The sequence below is a fragment of the Brumicola pallidula DSM 14239 = ACAM 615 genome, assembly GCF_000428905.1.
Classification (GTDB): domain Bacteria; phylum Pseudomonadota; class Gammaproteobacteria; order Enterobacterales; family Alteromonadaceae; genus Glaciecola; species Glaciecola pallidula.
Window position 1 is genome coordinate 322,309 of the sequence record NZ_KE386815.1, and the last position, 18,815, is coordinate 341,123.

At 40.6% G+C, this 18,815-nt stretch carries 15 protein-coding genes; 4 read left to right on the plus strand and 11 right to left on the minus strand.

Annotated features, from left to right (window positions below; translation table 11 throughout):
- Positions 1-81 precede the first annotated feature (81 nt).
- The 5 genes from G399_RS0115300 to G399_RS0115320 form a co-directional block, all read right to left on the minus strand.
- Positions 82-411: a hypothetical protein gene (locus G399_RS0115300; protein ID WP_006014296.1), complete on the minus strand. Its 330-nt coding sequence runs from the start codon at positions 409-411 to the stop codon at positions 82-84.
- 59 nt (positions 412-470) lie between these two features.
- A complete protein-coding gene (tsaB, locus tag G399_RS0115305; RefSeq protein ID WP_006014298.1) occupies positions 471-1,169 on the minus strand; it encodes a tRNA (adenosine(37)-N6)-threonylcarbamoyltransferase complex dimerization subunit type 1 TsaB in 699 nt (232 codons plus the stop codon).
- Entirely contained in the window at positions 1,169-3,082 is a 1,914-nt protein-coding gene (gene yoaA, locus G399_RS0115310; RefSeq protein WP_006014300.1) for a DNA repair helicase YoaA, read from the minus strand. Before yoaA ends, tsaB begins: the two co-directional genes overlap by 1 nt.
- A 410-nt stretch (positions 3,083-3,492) precedes the next feature.
- Positions 3,493-4,698 carry an ABC transporter permease gene (locus G399_RS0115315; RefSeq protein ID WP_006014302.1) on the minus strand — a complete coding sequence of 402 codons (1,206 nt, stop codon included), beginning with the start codon at positions 4,696-4,698 and terminating at the stop codon, positions 3,493-3,495.
- A gap of 11 nt (positions 4,699-4,709) precedes the next feature.
- Positions 4,710-5,507, minus strand: a complete 798-nt coding sequence (locus G399_RS0115320; protein WP_006014303.1) for an ABC transporter ATP-binding protein — start codon at positions 5,505-5,507, stop codon at positions 4,710-4,712.
- A 218-nt stretch (positions 5,508-5,725) separates the two neighbouring features.
- On the opposite strand from G399_RS0115320, the gene G399_RS0115325 reads away from it, so the two are divergent.
- Positions 5,726-6,457 carry a Yip1 family protein gene (locus G399_RS0115325; RefSeq protein WP_006014306.1) on the plus strand — a complete coding sequence of 244 codons (732 nt, stop codon included), beginning with the start codon at positions 5,726-5,728 and terminating at the stop codon, positions 6,455-6,457.
- Between the two features lie 81 nt (positions 6,458-6,538).
- On the opposite strand, the gene G399_RS0115330 is transcribed toward G399_RS0115325, so the two are convergent.
- Positions 6,539-7,420: a DUF3025 domain-containing protein gene (locus G399_RS0115330; RefSeq protein ID WP_006014309.1), complete on the minus strand. Its 882-nt coding sequence runs from the start codon at positions 7,418-7,420 to the stop codon at positions 6,539-6,541.
- A 132-nt stretch (positions 7,421-7,552) separates the two neighbouring features.
- On the opposite strand from G399_RS0115330, the gene G399_RS0115335 reads away from it, so the two are divergent.
- Together G399_RS0115335 and asnB are read left to right on the plus strand one after the other, a co-directional pair.
- Entirely contained in the window at positions 7,553-9,235 is a 1,683-nt protein-coding gene (locus G399_RS0115335) for a M28 family metallopeptidase (protein ID WP_006014312.1), read from the plus strand.
- Between the two features lie 443 nt (positions 9,236-9,678).
- A complete protein-coding gene (gene asnB, locus G399_RS0115340; RefSeq protein WP_006014317.1) occupies positions 9,679-11,355 on the plus strand; it encodes an asparagine synthase B in 1,677 nt (558 codons plus the stop codon).
- Positions 11,356-11,392: 37 nt separating this feature from the next.
- Here the strand turns inward: asnB and G399_RS0115345 are convergent, their stop codons facing one another.
- Entirely contained in the window at positions 11,393-12,328 is a 936-nt protein-coding gene (locus G399_RS0115345) for a hypothetical protein (RefSeq protein WP_006014320.1), read from the minus strand.
- Positions 12,329-12,476: 148 nt separating this feature from the next.
- The gene (gene queE, locus G399_RS0115355; RefSeq protein WP_006014323.1) at positions 12,477-13,151 is read right to left on the minus strand and encodes a 7-carboxy-7-deazaguanine synthase QueE; all 675 of its coding nucleotides are present in this window, start codon (positions 13,149-13,151) and stop codon (positions 12,477-12,479) included.
- 89 nt (positions 13,152-13,240) lie between these two features.
- Here queE and queC point away from each other — a divergent pair, with 89 nt between their 5' ends.
- Positions 13,241-13,900: a 7-cyano-7-deazaguanine synthase QueC gene (gene queC, locus G399_RS0115360; RefSeq protein ID WP_006014325.1), complete on the plus strand. Its 660-nt coding sequence runs from the start codon at positions 13,241-13,243 to the stop codon at positions 13,898-13,900.
- Positions 13,901-13,974: 74 nt separating this feature from the next.
- On the opposite strand, the gene G399_RS0115365 is transcribed toward queC, so the two are convergent.
- From G399_RS0115365 to G399_RS0115375, 3 genes are all read right to left on the minus strand, one after another.
- Positions 13,975-14,904 (minus strand): LysR family transcriptional regulator, encoded by a 930-nt coding sequence (locus G399_RS0115365; protein ID WP_006014327.1) that lies wholly within the window; start codon positions 14,902-14,904, stop codon positions 13,975-13,977.
- A gap of 529 nt (positions 14,905-15,433) precedes the next feature.
- Positions 15,434-17,449: an excinuclease ABC subunit UvrB gene (gene uvrB, locus G399_RS0115370; protein WP_006014329.1), complete on the minus strand. Its 2,016-nt coding sequence runs from the start codon at positions 17,447-17,449 to the stop codon at positions 15,434-15,436.
- Entirely contained in the window at positions 17,446-18,804 is a 1,359-nt protein-coding gene (locus G399_RS0115375) for an MATE family efflux transporter (RefSeq protein ID WP_051288618.1), read from the minus strand. Before G399_RS0115375 ends, uvrB begins: the two co-directional genes overlap by 4 nt.
- Positions 18,805-18,815 lie beyond the last annotated feature (11 nt).

Genomic DNA, 18,815 nt, shown 5'->3' on the forward strand with positions numbered 1-18,815 from the left:
ATTCACTGATTAAGTGTCACTATCGGTCGTTAAACGTCATCACACCATTATCTTGGCGAGTATCCAGTGCCATTCTATCCTCTAGGCGTAAATATCGACACCTAAAAGTTGCGTAATATCATCTCGTTTTTCTTGTGTTTCTATTGACTTATAAGTTGCTAACTCTTGGCGAATGCGCAAATTAGGATTGTCATCATAGCTAGTTGACTGCTTAAAGTAATCTGCTCTTTGAAATACTTCTTCATTGCCTGCAACTAATCTTTGTTGCTCAGCCTTACCAACGCCTTGTTGTTCAGTATTGGCCTCTTGCTCAAGCAAAGCACGTTTAATAATGGAGGTTTGGGATGCATTGTCAATCGAGTCTTTGGCAATGAAAATTGCATTACTAGTCTTGATATTTGCTGTATCCATTTACGCTCCATTAACGCAATAATAATAATATGTTTAGCAACAGGTTACTCTTCACCCAGCTACTCTTTACCCGGTAGTTTTTTCCACGTCACTTTATCACGCAAATAAATAGGGGTGACATCATCAACAGTAATGGTGTTTCCATCTTTAAATGCTTGCTCAGCAATGGGTAGAATAAACTCTGCACAAGGATATAAAACATTAATGGCATCTGTGTTTTGTAATGTCAACAGGGCTTCGCTATAAGCAGCCCAACCAGTGCCCGCTCTTCCGAACGCCTTGTCATCATCGCTAATTTCTGCAAATTTTGCAACTGCCTCTGCTGGCGTCAAAACGGCTTCGCCTTGCAACTCAGTAACAATACCGTTATGAACCTCAAAATGCCCAAAATACACTTCATGCATTCTAGCATCTATCAATACTTTGGTGATCCGGTAACCGTGTTGCACGTAATTTTCTTGAGCCATTGCTGCGAGCGTAGAAACTTCGATGACGGGCAAGTCTGCACCAAACGCAAGTCCTTGCACAATCCCAGTGGCAATTCGCACTCCAGTAAAACTCCCCGGGCCTCTGCAATACGCGAGGGCGTCTAAATCAGTAATTTTAATGGCATGTTTTGATAGCAATTTATCTATCATTGGCAATATACGTTGGCTATGTTGTTGCGGACAAATTTCAAATATCACGTCTTTTACATTACCATTTAACAGTGCGACCGAGCATGCTTCGGTCGCGGTATCTATCGCTAATATTTTCATTATTCAATCTTATTTAAAAAAGCGGCAACCGCGTCTAAACTTCGAGTTCGCTTCATATTTGGCAAGCTCGCAATAAATATTTGACCATATTGTTTTGTCACTAATCGGTTATCACAAATAACCAATACTCCCTTATCGGTTTCATCGCGAATAAGGCGTCCCGCACCTTGCTTCAAAGTAATTACAGCCTGAGGAATTTGTATTTGCGCAAATGCATTCCCTCCCTGTTTCTTACAATCTTCTATGCGTGCCTGCAGTAAAGGATCATCGGGCGACGCAAACGGCAGTTTGTCAATCATAACACAGAGCAGATCATTGCCCTTAACGTCAACACCTTCCCAGAATGCCCCCGTTCCAAATAATACCGCATTTTGATTTTTAAGATACTCGTCTAATAACGCTTGTTTGGTTGTGCTTCCTTGAACTAATATCGGATTGTCAATTTTTTCTTCCACAAGTGCAGCCACTTCACGCATCATTGCGTGACTGGTAAACAAAATAAAAGCCCTGCCTTTGCTTGCATCAATTAAGCGACATGCAATGTCCACTAGATTATATTTAATCGCTCTATCATTAGGCTCAGGTAAAAAACGTGGAATACATAACATGGCCTGATTTTGATAGTCAAAAGGACTGTCCAGTGACAATGTCTTTGCATCATATAGACCCATATGATTGCGATAATGATCAAAGTTGTCATCCACCATTAGGGTTGCAGAGGTAAATATCCAAGCCGCATTTTGTGCTTTCATAATAGTTGAAAATTTATCCGCTATGCTCAGCGGAGTAAGATGCAAAATAATTTGTCTTGGTGTCGTTTCGTACCACAAACTGACACCGGTGCGCTTAACATCTGTTACATGACCCAAACACTGGCTGAACTCAGACACACGCTCGATCATCATATCGAGATCTTTGTCGCGGCCTTGGTGAATATTGGCAATTTCAAATAGCTGATTTAGGCTTTGCTCGATAATCGTGATTTGGTTAGCAATGTCATTTTGTTCGAGCTTTTGCGCCCAATTACCACGGCCAGGATTATGCGGAAATAGCAAACGTAAATCAGCCATATGCATTTGGCACTTTTCCGCAATCTTACCCAACTGGTCAGCATCTTTTAGTACCGACCTTGTTATCGCGATAACGTCTTTGGTTAAATCTTGAACTTGTCGACTAGAAAAGTTTTCACCGAAGTATTCACTGGCTATATCAGGTACTTGGTGTGCTTCGTCAAAGATGACCACGTCAACATCAGGAATTAGCTCGCCAAAACCGGTATCTTTTAATGCCAAATCTGCAAAAAATAAATGATGATTAACAACAATCACATCCGCTTCCATCGCATTTCTTCTCGCTTTTACTAAATAACAATCTTCATAACTTGGACAGTCTTTACCTAAACAGTTATCAACCGTAGAGGTCACTATAGGTAATACCTTTGCGTCTTCTTTAATGCTTTTTAGTTCGCCAATATCACCAGTTGATGTGGTGCTCGCCCACTTTCTTACTAAGCTAAATTCGTTAAGGACTTCTTTTTCAAGTAATACATTACCTCCTCCATGCTGTGAAAGTCGATGTAAACAAAGATAATTCGAGCGTCCCTTCAACAATGCTGTTTTTCTTGTTTTATCTATGGCTTTTTTTACAGTCGGTAAGTCACGATGAAATAGCTGTTCTTGTAAGTTTTTTGTCCCTGTAGACACAATAAACTTCTTTTTAGACAGCAGTGCTGGAGCTAAATAAGCAAAGGTTTTACCTGTTCCTGTGCCTGCTTCAACGACCAAGGAACCTCGCTCTTGAATTGCAGTAGCGACAGCTTTAGCCATTGTTGTTTGGGCTTCTCTTGGAGTAAAGCCGGCGATAACGTTAGCCAACGGACCAGGATTCGAGAAAAAGGACTCAATTTCAGACATTAATTTTTATTTTTTCCGGTGTGGAGGTAATTCATATTTTGTGTCGCATTATGCCAAATAAGCCAATGAAGTTTTTAATTATTTCAGGCCAATCACGTTAATTTATTGTTTAAGTCGAAAATGACAAACAGATACAGCACAATGGCACAAATTATTAGGTGGATCTATAGAACAATATGACAGTTCTTTATAGAGGCGAATTTATATAGAGGCGAATTTATATAGAGGCGAATTTATATAGATGCTGATTTTTATATAAATACGGCACTTCTTAAGTGTTTAGCATATTAGTGTATCGCGCTAACATTGAACAGAACAAGAGTTTGTCATAAAAAGCGCGGACCGGTGGCAAACAGCAGAGCTTTTTGAATATTAACAAACTCTTAAAAAGAAGTTAAAACTGACCTTACTTATCTAAATAATACTTTTTCTTGTTTAAACCAATAAATACAAAATGCAAGTAAGCTCCCGGCAATAACTGCTGTTGAACCAAATATGGCAAACAATTGAACATAGTCCATGGTGCCTTTAATCAACTCTTTGATAGCCAGTGCCACATTAGTCAACGGCACCCAAGCCCAAATACCTTTGAGTTGAACGCCTGGCAGCATAGCAAATATTACTGGAATAAAAGTCACGAAAACCAGCGGCGTCATATAACCCTGGGCTTCTTTAAATGAACGGGCGTAGATTGACAATGCCAGCAATACTGCAGCGAAAATAGCGACAACAGGTATAAGCATGAAAAATACCAACAAGAAATCGATAGCATCAATAGATGTCATGAATTTCACTAACACTTCACCTGCCTCACCTCTGCTTAAAATGGCAGTCCACAAGGCAATACTTAAGACGGTGACGAGTGCTGATGTTACGCCGGCAAAGGCAATGGTAAAAAACTTACCAAGCACGATTTTTGTGCGCTCTATTGGTGTGATAAGTAAAGTTTCAAGCGTACCCCGCTCTTTTTCACCTGCACCAAGATCACTAGCCGGTAACATTGCACCTTGTAAACAAAGCATAAAAATTAAATACGGAATAAAGCCACCAATTGATTCACCCAGTGTTTCGCGTTCATCTGCAACATTAATCTCTTCAACCTCTATGGGCGTGACGACACTTATTTGCTGAGATTCGGATAAACCTAACGATGAAAATGCCGTTGTTTGATATAAATCTGAAAGCTCATCGACAATTTTATTTAATTTGTTTTCGACTACTTTTAAGCCCGCTTGGTTGCGGTATAACTTAAGTGTTATTTTGCCTGAATCCAATACCGTACTGCTGTAATTTTTTGGTATCTCGATAACAAAATCAATATTACCTTCTTTAACATAAGCCACTATTTGTTCTTTTGTTTGCACTTCAGAAGGTAATTTTTGCAGTGAAAATTGCTCAACTTCATTTAGCTTTCCAACTAATTCATCACTAAATTGCTCGCCAATGATGGCATAAGTGCGTGTTTTTTCTACTGCGCCTTTGACTACGTTCGTACCGACATATAGCGCGCCACCGATTAACAGTGGAAATAACAAAATAGGTAGGGCAATCATGAAAAACAGGGTTTTTTTATCGCGCAATAATTCTTTAATCTCTTTTTGAAATACCAACCACATAATAATACTCCCTATCGTTCTGTCGTTTGATGTTTAGGCTTACCGATGGAGCGCAAGAATGATTCATGCAACGAAACTTCATCCAGTGCCCTAAAAGCGTCAAACGTATCATTAAACATAGTTTGTCCCTGATCGATTACGGTGACTCTGTCGCAAAGCTCAGATACTTCATCTAAATGGTGGGTAGAAAAGATGACCGGCACATTATCATTTTTCAAATCGCGAATAAAATTCAGCACCGTTTGTGTCGCCATGATGTCTAGTCCAGTAGTCGGTTCATCTAAGATAACAACTTTGGGCGAATGGATAACCGAGCGTGCAATTGACGCCTTCTGTTTCATTCCAGTGGAATAGGTCTCGCTGCGTCTATCTAAAAATGAATCCATATCCAAACGGTGAGATAATTCAGCGGTTCGTTTGATAATTGCATCATTTGTCATTCCATTTAACTTTCCGAAATACGCAATATTTTCACGACCACTTAACCGTCCGTAAAGTCCCGTACCGCCAGATAAAAACCCAATCTGTTTTCTAGCTTCAACCGGGCTTTTTAATATATCGAAACCACCTATATTAATACTGCCACTGTCTGGCTGTAATGCGGTTGATAACATTCTTAATGTGGTTGTTTTACCTGCTCCATTTGGACCTAACAAGCCTAACACTTCACCATTTTGGCAACTGAAGCTAACCTCCCTTACCGAATGAAAAAAACGCCCTTGTAACCTTGGATCTTTTTTATCTTGGTCACTCAGCTTTTTAGGGTTCTCTACTTTGAATTTCTTAGCTAGTTTGTTTATTTCAATCACACTAACGTCCCTATTTTTTTGTAATAATTATCATCGCTACTATTGGCATTAGATTATGATATTTCGCAATGAATTACTAAGGCAATCTGCAGTGATTATCAATTTAAATGTTTCAAATTGATTCTATCGCCTATTTACACTTGTTTTACTAGGCAATAAATTGAATACTTTGAAAGCAGCAACAAAATACAATCAAACGATAAAGTCAGGGAATGTAGATGATCGCAAATAATGCCGAAGTAACAAATCCAATACAGGCTTGTAATGATATATTTATTCGTCCCTCTGACGTGTTTAAAGCATTGTCATTGAAAGACAATTGGTCTTGGATACCTTTTATTCTTGTAGCCGTGATTTCTGCACTGCCAGCTTATCTTTATTTCGGGGTGGTCGATTATGACTGGTATATTGACACGCAATTGGCGCTAAGTATGCCTGACGCAAGCCCTGCAGAATTAGAAAACATGCGCTCACTTTCTGGCACGGGAGAGAGTGCGGCAGGTTTTGCTCTTTTTGGCGCTCCTGTATACCTTATCATGGTGTCCGCTGTTTTAGGACTGTATTACACTTTAGTGACCAAAAACGATGAAAAAAGTATTCACAGTTTTTTTGATTGGTATGGCGCACAATGGTGGTTTATGATGCCTACGCTAATTGCTTCTGTTATATCATTAGGACTTATTTTATTGCTCGAACCGGGAGCACAGGTTTCTCAGTCTGTGTTATCACCCACTTCGCTGAGCTATATATTTGCTGTTGAGCCAAGCAATGAGTGGTTTAACTTTATGTCGTATTTACGAATTGAAACAATTTGGACCATATATTTGGGTGCGATTTGTTTACGACAGTGGACCAACTTCAGTAATAAAAAATCCATTGTGTTTGCTGCAATTCCCAGTGTGATTATATTAACTATTTCGCTTATTTGGACCTTGAGTCAATTAAGTTAGTCGCATTTTTGTGAACTGTCTTTACACAATTAGCAACGGCTGCAAAGGTTGCAAAACCAGAAAGAAAACGATTAAAAGTGATTACTCGACGACAACTTTATGTTGGCGTTTGGGCATAAAATATCTTTCATTTGCATAAAAGGCTGGATCTTGTTCACCATAGTGCCAATGTGGGATACCTAAAATGGGCAAGGGATAAAATGGTTTGTTAGTAAACAAGGTCTGATTGGTTTGAATATGCTGCACCAGCAAAGTATCTAAAAGTCGCGAACCAAGCAATGACATAAGCCCCTGTGTTGCGTGTTTTTCATCGATTTGAATGAGTAAGACTTTACCCGTCAAGCCAACAAACGGTGTCAATAACATTTCCAGATTCGCGTGACCAAATACAACAGGCAGAATGCTGGTATGCCACTTCTCTTTTAATTCGCAGAAAATTGTTGTCCACTGTTGTGTGTCGAACAAAAGGTTTAGCTTCGCGAATAATCGCGTTCCCGTTATAAATAAGACAATACCGCACTCATCAAAATGTGTAATGTGATTTCGAGCCTTGGTTCTTGGATCTAAGCCATGTGTGTTTATTTCAGATATATGCAAACGATTTAGATAGGTTTTTGTTTGCGGGAATTGCAACCAAATAATGCCGTTAAAAAAGTCATGCCAACTTTCTCTGCGGGTTGGGATAGCATGGTCTTCAAATATGACCTGTTCATAATACCGGCCGTCTTTTGGCATTGACTCTTGGCAAATAAAGCGTTTCCCCCAAGCAAGCACATTTATATTATTTTCGAAGCAAACTTGCATCTTTTCCAGTAAGTTAGCGTCCAATCTAGTAATATCGAGCTGAACTAAATTTTGCGCTGGAAACATTATCGAGAGTGCTGATAGTGGCGGACGCAAAAATGGCGATGGTGTTGAAGCGTTCAATGCAATAGCCTCATCGTTAAATTTATCAGGTAACACGTAATTTATATAGTGCCACAAATGTTTGTTCTATTACGTAACAAGTCTTGATTATAATGTTCCACAACATTATGGTTTATTCCAATTACATTGTAAAAGACAATAAAATATTACTAATCACAAGGAACACAAATGAAACTTCAGAAACGCCCCCTTACTTTAGCATTGTCTGCCGCTATCTTTGCCCTTGCCCTTACAGGCTGTTCAGGATCAGAACCCACTGCTGCAGAAGCCGCAGTTGCAGAGGCCGAGACGCTCAGCGTTGAAGATAACTTTGAGGCCGTTTATAAGGCTATTAGCGCTGATACGCTTAAACAGCATACAAAAATATTATCATCAGATGAATTTGAAGGTCGCTCGCCAACTACCGCGGGTGAAAAGAAAACCTTAGATTACCTCACCGCAGAATTAACCAAAGTAGGTTTTAAAGCAGGTAACGCGGGCAGCTTTTTTCAAGAAGTCAGCTTAATGCAAATTACTGCTGAGCCAGACATGACCCTCAATATGGGCGAAAACACATTTTCATATAAAGAAGATATGGTCGCTGGTTCAAAACGTGAAGTGTCCAAAGTTGATTTAGCCGATTCGGATATTGTTTTTCTTGGCTACGGTGTAAATGCGCCAGAATACCAATGGAATGACTATGAAGACGTCGATGTAAAAGGTAAAACAGTGATTGTTTTAGTTAACGACCCAGGCTATGCCAGTCCAGAAAGTGAGCTTTTTCAGGGCTCAACAATGACTTATTACGGCCGGTGGACCTATAAATATGAAGAAGCTAGCCGTCAAGGTGCTGCAGCAGTATTCATAGTACATGAGACCGCCCCAGCCTCTTATGATTGGTCTGTTGTGGCAAATAGCTGGAGTGGGCCACAGTATGGCTTAGTCACAGCAGACGGTGGCGCAAGTCGAGTTGCTGTTGAAGGTTGGATTTCACGTGACGCTGCGGTGAAAATTTTCGCTGACGCAGGCTTGGATTTTGACCAACAAAAAGATTTTGCAGCGCAAGGTTCATATTCTGTTGCATTAAATAAGAAGGCATCTGTTACCGTCAAAAATGATTTTAAAAAATCAAAAAGTTATAATGTCTTCGCCACTTTAACGGGCAGTGAAAGACCTGATGAGCATATTATTTACACTGCTCACTGGGACCACTTAGGCAAAGATGAAAGTAAAGAAGGTGATCAGATATATAATGGCGCGCATGACAATGCAACTGGAACCGCCGCAATTCTCGCCATGACTGAAGCCTTTGCTAGCTTAGACAAAAAACCAAAACGCTCGGTTAGTGTGTTGATAGTAACGGCTGAGGAACAAGGCCTTTTAGGGTCAAAGTACTATGCTGAAAACCCAATTATCGCGCTTGATAAAACCGTCGCTAATATTAATATGGATGCTATGAATGTACTAGGAAGAACTAAGGATGTTGCTGTCGTTGGCATGGGTAAATCAGATCTTGAAGCGGATCTTAAAAAAGCGGCTAAGCGTCAGGGTCGAGTATTAACTCAAGAAGATAATCCTGGTGCTGGGATTTATTATCGTTCTGATCACTTTAGTTTTGCTAAAGTCGGTATTCCGGCGCTTTACGCAAAAGGTGGCAGTGAGCCAATTGATGAAGCAACCGCCGAATACCGTAAGAGGACGAACTTGATAGTTCGCGGCTGTTACCATCAAGTCTGCGACCAATTCCGTGAAAATTGGGATTTTGGTGGTGTTAAAGAAGACACTCAAATGTTGTTTGAAGTGGGTTATGACATAGCCAACTCTGATGCATGGCCGCAGTGGTCAGCAACAAGTGAGTTCCAACGCAAATAACAAATAAGTTTTACCGCATGAACTAAATAGCCTCTTTTGGGGCTATTTTTTTGTCAGTGATGCTTAGCGGTGGATCCGGCGCTGGTAGGTTCGGCTTTAGTGGTATTGATAGTGGCTTGCTTAAAAATAGTGCTTAGCTATTGTTATTTTACTTATTTTGCTTATTTTGCTTATTTTGCTTATTTTGGCAAAAACATTACTTTACTATTCTGTTGTGCTTCTACTGCAATTTAAATTACGAATTGCGTAATAATCTTAATAACAGCAACTAATTATGCTTTTCTCCTAGAAAATACTTGCATTTTCTACTCAAAATGGCACATTCACCACAAAGGTAAATTGAATAATAATAAACGCGAACATAAGTTCCACATACCTACCTTATTATCGACAGAAAACGATAACCCAATCCAATAACCTAGCAAGAAAAGGCGAAACAACCTATGTGTGGTATTTTCGGTATCCTTGATATCAAAACTGATGTGTCAGAGTTGCGCACGCAAGCACTCGAATTATCAAAATTATTACGCCATCGTGGCCCAGACTGGTCAGGTATTTGGCATAATGACAATACGATTTTATGTCATGAAAGACTCGCGATTGTTGACGTCGACACGGGCGCTCAGCCTCTAATCAGTAGCAATGGTAATCAGGTATTAGCCGTTAATGGCGAAATTTATAATCATAAGGACTTAGCGTCTAAACTAACCACTCCGTATGACTTTCAAACCAAATCAGATTGCGAAATCATCATTCCGCTGTATCAGCAAGAAGGGGTGGGTTTCATTGACAAATTGGAAGGTATGTTTTCTTTTGTTCTTTATGATCAAGAGAATAACACCTACCTTATCGCTCGTGACCATATGGGTATTATTCCGTTATATACCGGTTTTGATGAGTTCGGTAACTTCTATGTTGCTTCAGAAATGAAAGCCCTTGTTCCTGTTTGTAAGACAGTACAAGAGTTCCCACCGGGGCATTATCTAAGCAGCACTGACGGCAAGCTGGTTAAATATTATGAGCGAGATTGGATGTCGTATGAGAATGTTAAAGACAATGAAACAAACCTAGATGATTTAAAGGTTGCATTTGAAAAGGCGGTTAAGTCTCACCTCATGTCAGATGTACCTTATGCGGTGTTGCTTTCGGGCGGTTTAGATTCATCATTAGTCTCTGCGGTCGCAGCCAGATATGTTGCCAAACGTGTTGAAGACGAAGACAAGAGCGATGCTTGGTGGCCTCGTTTGCACTCATTTGCTGTCGGCCTTGAGGGCGCACCTGATTTAATTGCAGCTAAGAAAGTAGCGAATATGATCGGTACAGTGCATCACGAAATTCATTTTACAATTCAGGAAGGCCTAGATGCTATTCGTGATGTTATTTATCACTTAGAAACATACGATACGACGACTATTCGTGCTGCAACGCCGATGTATTTGATGACTAGAAAAATCAAAGCTATGGGGATCAAAATGGTGTTGTCTGGCGAAGGCGCTGATGAAATATTTGGTGGTTATTTATATTTCCACAAAGCGCCTAATGCCAAAGAGTTACATGAAGAAACGGTACGCAAACTTGATCGCTTGCACCTGTTTGATTGCGCTCGTGCAAACAAATCTACCTCCGCTTGGGGAGTTGAAGCACGCGTACCTTTCCTAGACAAAAACTTCATGGATGTTGCTATGCGTCTAAATCCACAAGATAAAATGTGTATTAATGGCCGTATGGAAAAATGGATATTGAGAAAAGCCTTTGATGACGAAACATATCTTCCAGCTGAAGTATTATGGCGTCAAAAAGAACAATTTGGCGATGGTGTAGGTTATTCGTGGATTGACTCAATTCGTGAATTTGTTGAGCTCGAAGTATCTGACCAACAGTTAGCAACCGCCCAATTCCGTTTCCCCATCAATACACCGGATACGAAAGAGGGTTATTACTACCGCACTATCTTTGAAGATTACTTCCCTCAAGAAAGTGCCGCTAAATGCGTTCCAAGCGGTAAATCAATCGCCTGCAGCACAGTTGAAGCTCTCGAGTGGGATGAAAGCTTTAAAGCCTCAGCAGACCCCTCTGGTCGCTCAATGAAGTCTATTCATAGTGGTGAGTTTAAAGGTTAACTGCAAACGTCACTGTGATAAATTAGGTGAAGCGACTTTAATTAGTCGCTTTTTTTTTGCCTTCAAACTGTCCGGGTGTATACCAATACTTAGACTCAGAGACAGGCGTCTTTATCGGTAAAAGTGGATTATCTAATTCAAAATAGGTAATTTTATCTAATGCTAACCGTTCTAGCATATCACCGTGATATTCATAGAATAATTCATCAAAGCTGCCATCTTCAATTGCTCGTTCCAAGCCAACTTCTATCAACCGAGCCAAAGTAACATTTCGTTTATTGACGAAAAAATACATTGCAGCTCTGTATTGTAGAGCAATCCCCTCTTTCAACCTAATGTCTGGGTCGGCTCCTTCCTGACGCAGTTCAGTCAACGCTTCTATAACAGATAAAGGATAAAAATCAGCTTGCTGGCGCGATAATAAACTCGCAGCCTCGGACCGATTCTGGGCACCTAATACATTAAAACCATTGGCTTGCAGGATTTTAGTATCCGGCCAATCAATACCCTGAACCGGAGCATAAACCAGTAGATCGCCTAGACTAGTCAATTCTTTCCTGTAAAACGGCTTATTTTTATGTGTCAACATCACCCGCCAACCAATTAATCCTTTGGCAATAGGTATACGAATTGGTAGCAAATCATCTTCGCGTTGACGATCCGTCGTACTCCAAACAACATTAACCTCAATATTCTCACGTAACTTTCGAAGCGCTTTTGATTGATATTTAATACGTTGAGAAGCGACCATTGTGTAACGCACGCCGGTTTTTTCAAGCGCTAATTTCAGAAGGGCTTCTGGATATTTATGCCGTTCATCACCATCGTATAGAGAACCTGGGTAAGTAACGACCCATGTTGCGGCGTTCGTAGCTGCACAAGAACATAAGAGTACCATTGCCAATATTATGCTTGCAATACGCTCCATAGAAACAGATTTTATGCTGGTTAACGCTGAATACTTATTTGTCATTCAAGACCACCACAATAATCTTGAGAGTTTGGTCAACGTCACAGGCTAGAAGTGTTGTACCCGTATCATTTGAAAACTGATACTCGTCGATATACTTATCCATTGTTTCTCCGATTAAGTGCCATAGTCATACTTAAAAATCAAATAGCTATTCTAAGCCGATAAACTTATGCATTTGCAATGAAAGTCGCCAATTGCGTTGAATACACGTTTTGACTGCTAAATCTGTGGCTCGTTTTTGCTGACTAATGGGTTGTAAATAAATTAGCGGCAACGCATTTTGGTCCATAGATGCTAATAATAAATCTAGCTCATCTACGTGTTTTTGCATAGCGACAGGGTGTTTTATTTCATTCGCTCTTGCCAATGCGTCATCTCGCATCTTATAGCCACCTTGCATATTTATTTTTGGCGAGACAGTAACCCACGTGTCTTTACTGGTGTGGATTTCAAATGTCCCACTCGTTTCTATTTGGGTCGAAAATCCTTTACTATGTGCTTGTTTAGTGAACTCGGTTAAGTCATACATACAAGGCTCACCGCCGGTCAAAACGATGTGTTTAGCGACATAACCTTGTTTATCAAAAAGCGCAAATAACGAGTCCTCATTTGCAGAAAACCACTGTGAAGACTCTTCATTTTGTTGCATTATAGTGTCTGGCGTCGTTTCGCGTTCTAAGCTGATTTCCCACGTGTGTTTTGTGTCGCACCAAGAGCAACCAACGGGACAACCTTGGAGCCTCACGAATATTGACGGCACCCCAGTAAACGAGCCTTCGCCTTGAAGTGACTCAAATACTTCGTTTACTTTCAAGTTTTTCACAATAACAACCTATTTCTTATTCAAATACAGTTGGGATTTTAGCAGGGATCGCTTAGAATCAGCACCGTTTTTTTAAAGGAGAATGACAAATGTCAGCGAAAGTCGTCGTCATCTATTCAGGCGGTATGGATTCATATACTGTCCTAAACAAAGCCATGCAGCAAGGATACGATGTGCATGCGGTATCTTTCAACTATGGACAAAGACATAGTAAAGAATTACTTTTCGCAAAAAAAGTTTGTGAACAACACAATATTGAGCATAAAGTGGTAGACATTAGTTCAATAAATCAGCTGATCGGAGGTTCCGCACTTACTGATGATATTGATGTTCCCCAGGGCCATTACCAAGAAGAGAGTATGAAAACCACCGTGGTTCCGAATCGCAACATGATCATGTTGTCAATGGCGGTAGGTTATGCGGTTTCTATCGAAGCAGAAGCGGTGTATTTCGGCGCTCACTCAGGTGACCATGCTATTTACCCTGATTGCAGAACTGAGTTCGTTGATGCAATGAATGACGTATGTAAAATTGCAAACTATCAAGCGGTTGAAGTAAGAGCTCCTTATTTGGCTGCTAGTAAAACTGATATTCTCAGGGAAGGCTTGGCAATGGACTTGGACTATAATGACACCTGGACTTGCTACAACGGTCAAGACAAGGCATGCGGCAAATGCGGTGCTTGCCAAGAGAGACTAGAAGCATTTTCTGAAAACAATACTATCGACCCTATTGACTATCAAAACTAAAAAAACCTCTGTTAGCGTTTTTCACTAACAGAGGTTTTTCTTATTGTCTAAATATCAAGCGCTGCGACAGTTGGCTACTTCTGGCTTTCAAAAACAAAGTATTCTAGTTCTTTAATACAATGCCTTAATACGGGGTTAAGTCTTGTATTTTTTCCGTTCATCACGAATAACTCGTGACTAAATTCAAACAATGAGCCCTTGCAAATTGGAACGAGACCAGTCGCTGCACCTTGTTCTTTGGCAATGTAATCCGGCAATAAACCAACATATTCTCCGGTCATGACAGCGGCCATGCAAACGTCATATGAATCTGAGAATGTTTGAATAGCGAGTCTTTTTTCACCGCTAATATAATTAACTGATGACAAACCGGACATACCAATAGCAGGGAAATCTTCAATTCTAACATTGTCGGGTAGCGCATCCGCTTCGCGATATTTTGCTAGTGTATGGGTCGGCGAGCAGTATAAACGTCCCTTGCACTGAACGCCCGTAGAATGGAAGGTAACCGACTCGGGCTTAACCATGTCATAGGTAGATAACACCAAATGACATTCGCCCGAAAGTGCAACATGTTCAACTTCATTATATAAACGGGTTTGAATGTTGACATGAATGTCGTCAAATTTCTTCATTGTACTCTTAACCGCTTTACTCACCGCTAGTTGCATTGATGTAGCTAAACCAGCCATTAATACCAAAGTGATATGACCACTGTAGTCATCATGTAGGCTTTTTAAGTTAAATACGAAGTTATCAAACGCGTTGAAGATACGCTTGGTTTCTTGAAAAACGACTTCACCTTCTTTTGTCATTTGAAATCCACCACGACCGCGGTGGCACAAAACAAGGTCGAGTCTTTCTTCCAATTTCTTTATAGCAGCACTGATGTTAGGCCGCTGCATTCGAAGCACAGGCTCCGCAGCAGTAAAGCCATTGCAAGAAGCAACAGCATAAAACACACGCAACAATTTGATATCAGATTCTTGTAAACGATTTAACATATATCCACCGCATTAGGTATATTTGCTCATACTACTTTTCGACATCTTATGCAAAGTTTCTGCGTTTTACAATCAATTTGTTATTGATTTGTATAACTTTTCGACCTTTGACAATAATTGTCCATATAAATATCGTATAAATATGAGATAAATCAGCTCATGAGCGACACGTTAATTTGCTCATATTTATCCGTAAATGAGTAGTTTTGATACACAAAACCACCTACCGTCCTTGCTAGCGCCGATGCACCGACAATGTTTCTTACAAGCAACTGTTAATCACGCAACGTCGTTTCTCGCATAGCGCTTATATATCGGTCTGAATATATACAACTGTATCGCTCGCACATCTCTTGTTTGTGCTAACTTTCTTTACAATAAATATAATACATTAAACAGTTTACCTTTCAAGCTACTTAGTGCGAAGCTAGATTCGAGTTATTTATTTTATCGATATTTTACTCTTTGTTACACCGTCAACTATGTCACAAAGGCCGCAGGCGACCACGTTGAACTGAACAATCACCACTTATGAAAGTTTTAGAATTTCAGACCGTAGTATCTCAACCTCATCTCTTAACGATGCTGCTTTTTCAAACTCTAAATCCCTCGCCGATTCGAACATTTGTTTTTCTACCTCAACCACCTTGCCCATTAGTTGGGTTACGTTCATTGCTTTGTAGGTTTTTTCTTTCTCTGCAATTTTACGCATTCTTACTTTACCGGATGCAGGATGATTGGTATCACCGAGGTCCATAATATCGGTAATAGGCTTATTCAATGAATGCGGCGTAATGCCATGTTTTTCATTATAGGCAACCTGCTTTGCTCGTCTGCGGTCGGTTTCATCCATAGCGCGTTGCATCGAACCAGTGATCCGATCTGCATATAAAATTGCCTTTCCATTGATATGGCGAGCAGCTCGTCCCATGGTTTGAATAAGTGATTTATCGGCTCTCAAAAAGCCTTCTTTATCTGCATCAAGTATGGCAACTAAAGACACTTCGGGCATATCTAAACCCTCACGCAATAGATTAATACCGACTAAAACATCAAACTTACCCAGACGTAAGTCGCGAATAATTTCGATACGTTCTACAGTGTCAATGTCAGAATGAAGATAACGAACCTTAACCCCATGTTCACTCAGATATTCACTTAAATCCTCAGCCATCCGCTTTGTTAAGGTGGTGATAAGAACGCGTTCATTTACGGCAACCCTCAGACCAATTTCAGAGAGAACATCATCCACTTGAGTCCCTACAGGGCGAATTTCTATAGGCGGATCAATTAAACCTGTTGGTCGAACGACTTGTTCTACAATATCGCCATGACACTTTTCCAATTCATAGTTACCTGGTGTCGCTGATACATAAATTGTTTGTGGTGAAATATGCTCAAACTCTTCAAATTTCAACGGCCTATTATCCATCGCAGATGGTAATCGAAAGCCAAATTCAACCAGTGTTTCTTTTCTTGAGCGATCGCCTTTGTACATCGCTCCAATTTGCGACACCGTAACGTGAGACTCATCGATAAATATCAAGCCATCTGTAGGGAAATAATCTAACAATGTCGGTGGTGGCTCTCCAGGTGCTTTGCCGGACAAATAACGACTGTAATTCTCAATACCTGAGCAGTAACCTAATTCCAGCATCATTTCTATATCGAATTGAGTACGCTGGCTAAGTCGCTGCTCTTCAATCAATTTATGATTCGCTTTTAGGTTTGCGCGTCGCTCCTTCAGCTCTTCTTTGATTTTATCTATCGCCGCAACGATTTTTTCGCGTGGTGTAACATAATGTGTTTTTGGATAAACCGTGACGCGAACAACATTTTTCTCCACAGCACCGGTGAGCGGATCGAACAAACTAATTTTTTCAATCTCATCGTCAAATAGCTGGATCCTAATCGCTTGTTTTTCAGAGTCTGCTGGAAATATATCAATGACATCTCCACGAACTCTAAAGCTACCGCGTTCAAAAGCGATATCATTACGTTTATATTGAAGCTCAGCGAGTCGTCTTAAGATATCGCGTTGATCCATGATGTCGCCTTGGCGAAAATGCAGTAGCATTTTCATATAACTTTTAGGATCGCCCAAACCATAAATCGCTGACACAGATGCGATAATGATAACGTCGCGACGCTCCATCAGTGATTTTGTCGCCGACAAACGCATTTGTTCAATATGATCATTAATCGACGCGTCCTTTTCTATAAACGTGTCGGTACTAGGCACATATGCTTCGGGTTGATAATAATCATAGTAGGACACGAAATACTCAACCGCATTGTTCGGAAAAAACTCTTTCATTTCACCGTATAACTGCGCGGCAAGTGTCTTATTATGCGCCATTATCAATGTAGGTCTTTGTACTTGCGAGATCACATTGGCCATAGTGAAGGTTTTACCAGAACCCGTAACCCCCAAAAGTACTTGTTTGGCCAAACCAGACTGCAAACCTTCTACAAGAGAGGCTATCGCAGTGGGTTGATCTCCAGCTGGTTTATAACTTGATTTTAGGGTAAACGCTTTACTCATTTTTCACTTCCAAACACTGGCATTGCTACTTGTAACGCCATTTCATTTTTCAAATTTCGATTAAACCATGCATATGCCAAAACAGACGTCAGAACGTTGGCAATAACACAACCCCAAAATAGACCCTCTAAGCCATTTAAGTAACTGCCTAACGACGCTATTGGTACATAAAACGCGAATAACCTCAGGATACTTAATACTAATGCTGACATGGGCTTGTGCATCGCATTAAACGATGAATTAACTAAAATGATGATACCTTGCAGACCATAGCCAAGAGGCACAATGCAGAGAAATAAACTGATATCTCGGGCAACACTTGCTTCCTCTGCGAATATTCGTGCAATGTAACTTGAGCATATCGCCAACGCTGCGAAAACAACAAGCTGCCAGACAACCACAAATTTGGCAGCAATATGAAACGCAGTTTTAATGCGAGATAATTTATTCGCGCCATAATTTTGGCTGATAAAGGGAGGTAACGACATCGATAAAGCCAACACAAGAATGCTGGCGATGGATTCTAGTCGGTTTCCTACGCCCCAAGCAGCTACGGCTTCTGTGCCATAAGTAGCAACGACTGCGGTCAGCACTCCGCCAGCAATTGGGGTCAGCATGTTGGCGCCTGCTGCTGGTAATCCGATTTTTAATACGCCTTTTGCCGCGATGGTAAATTCTGCCCACCTGAGTATTCGCGATTCAATCAACTGTCTTTTGACTGCCAATAGATAAAGTATCCAGACCACGCATACTGCCCATGCTATTGCTGTTGCGATGGCTGCACCTTGAATTCCTAGTGCTGGAATTGGTCCCCAGCCAAATATTAAAATAGGGTCCAATATGACATTAATTGCACCTCCAGTTGCCATAATAATACTGGGCGTTTTGGTATCACCGAAAGCTCTTAACACCGAATTGCCCACCATCGGCATGGCAAGAAAAATACCGGCCAAATACCACGGAACCATATAGGCCTTAATAAATGGCATTAGGCTCTCATCCGCCCCCATCAGTGTAAAAATAAATTCAATACTTAAAATACCAATCACGGCAAATATGCCGACTAGCAACACCGACAACATAAGTGCGCCCGTCGCCAATGTTTTTGCGTGCTGGGCATTGCCTGAGCCAATATACTTGCCAATAATTGCTGAGGTACCGATTCCTAGACCGATGTTTAAACTAATGACGGTGAACGTTACTGGAAAAGTGAAACTAATAGCGGCTAATTGTTCTGTACCCAACATACTAACAAAGAACGTATCAACAATACTGAAGGTCATCAACATTAACATTCCGACGATCATTGGAATGGTCATACTTTTTAATGTTTGCGCAATATCGCCGTTGAGCATGTCTCGATGAG

Excerpts from the sequence above, each read along its gene's own strand:
- G399_RS0115300 (WP_006014296.1), bottom strand. The coding sequence starts at position 411 with ATGGATACAGCAAATATCAAGACTAGTAATGCAATTTTCATTGCCAAA.
- tsaB (WP_006014298.1), bottom strand. The coding sequence starts at position 1,169 with ATGAAAATATTAGCGATAGATACCGCGACCGAAGCATGCTCGGTCGCA.
- yoaA (WP_006014300.1), bottom strand. The coding sequence starts at position 3,082 with ATGTCTGAAATTGAGTCCTTTTTCTCGAATCCTGGTCCGTTGGCTAAC.
- G399_RS0115315 (WP_006014302.1), bottom strand. The coding sequence starts at position 4,698 with ATGTGGTTGGTATTTCAAAAAGAGATTAAAGAATTATTGCGCGATAAA.
- G399_RS0115325 (WP_006014306.1), top strand. The coding sequence starts at position 5,726 with ATGATCGCAAATAATGCCGAAGTAACAAATCCAATACAGGCTTGTAAT.
- G399_RS0115335 (WP_006014312.1), top strand. The coding sequence starts at position 7,553 with ATGAAACTTCAGAAACGCCCCCTTACTTTAGCATTGTCTGCCGCTATC.
- asnB (WP_006014317.1), top strand. The coding sequence starts at position 9,679 with ATGTGTGGTATTTTCGGTATCCTTGATATCAAAACTGATGTGTCAGAG.
- G399_RS0115345 (WP_006014320.1), bottom strand. The coding sequence starts at position 12,328 with ATGACAAATAAGTATTCAGCGTTAACCAGCATAAAATCTGTTTCTATG.
- queC (WP_006014325.1), top strand. The coding sequence starts at position 13,241 with ATGTCAGCGAAAGTCGTCGTCATCTATTCAGGCGGTATGGATTCATAT.
- G399_RS0115365 (WP_006014327.1), bottom strand. The coding sequence starts at position 14,904 with ATGTTAAATCGTTTACAAGAATCTGATATCAAATTGTTGCGTGTGTTT.
- uvrB (WP_006014329.1), bottom strand. The coding sequence starts at position 17,449 with ATGAGTAAAGCGTTTACCCTAAAATCAAGTTATAAACCAGCTGGAGAT.
- G399_RS0115375 (WP_051288618.1), bottom strand. The coding sequence starts at position 18,804 with ATGCTCAACGGCGATATTGCGCAAACATTAAAAAGTATGACCATTCCA.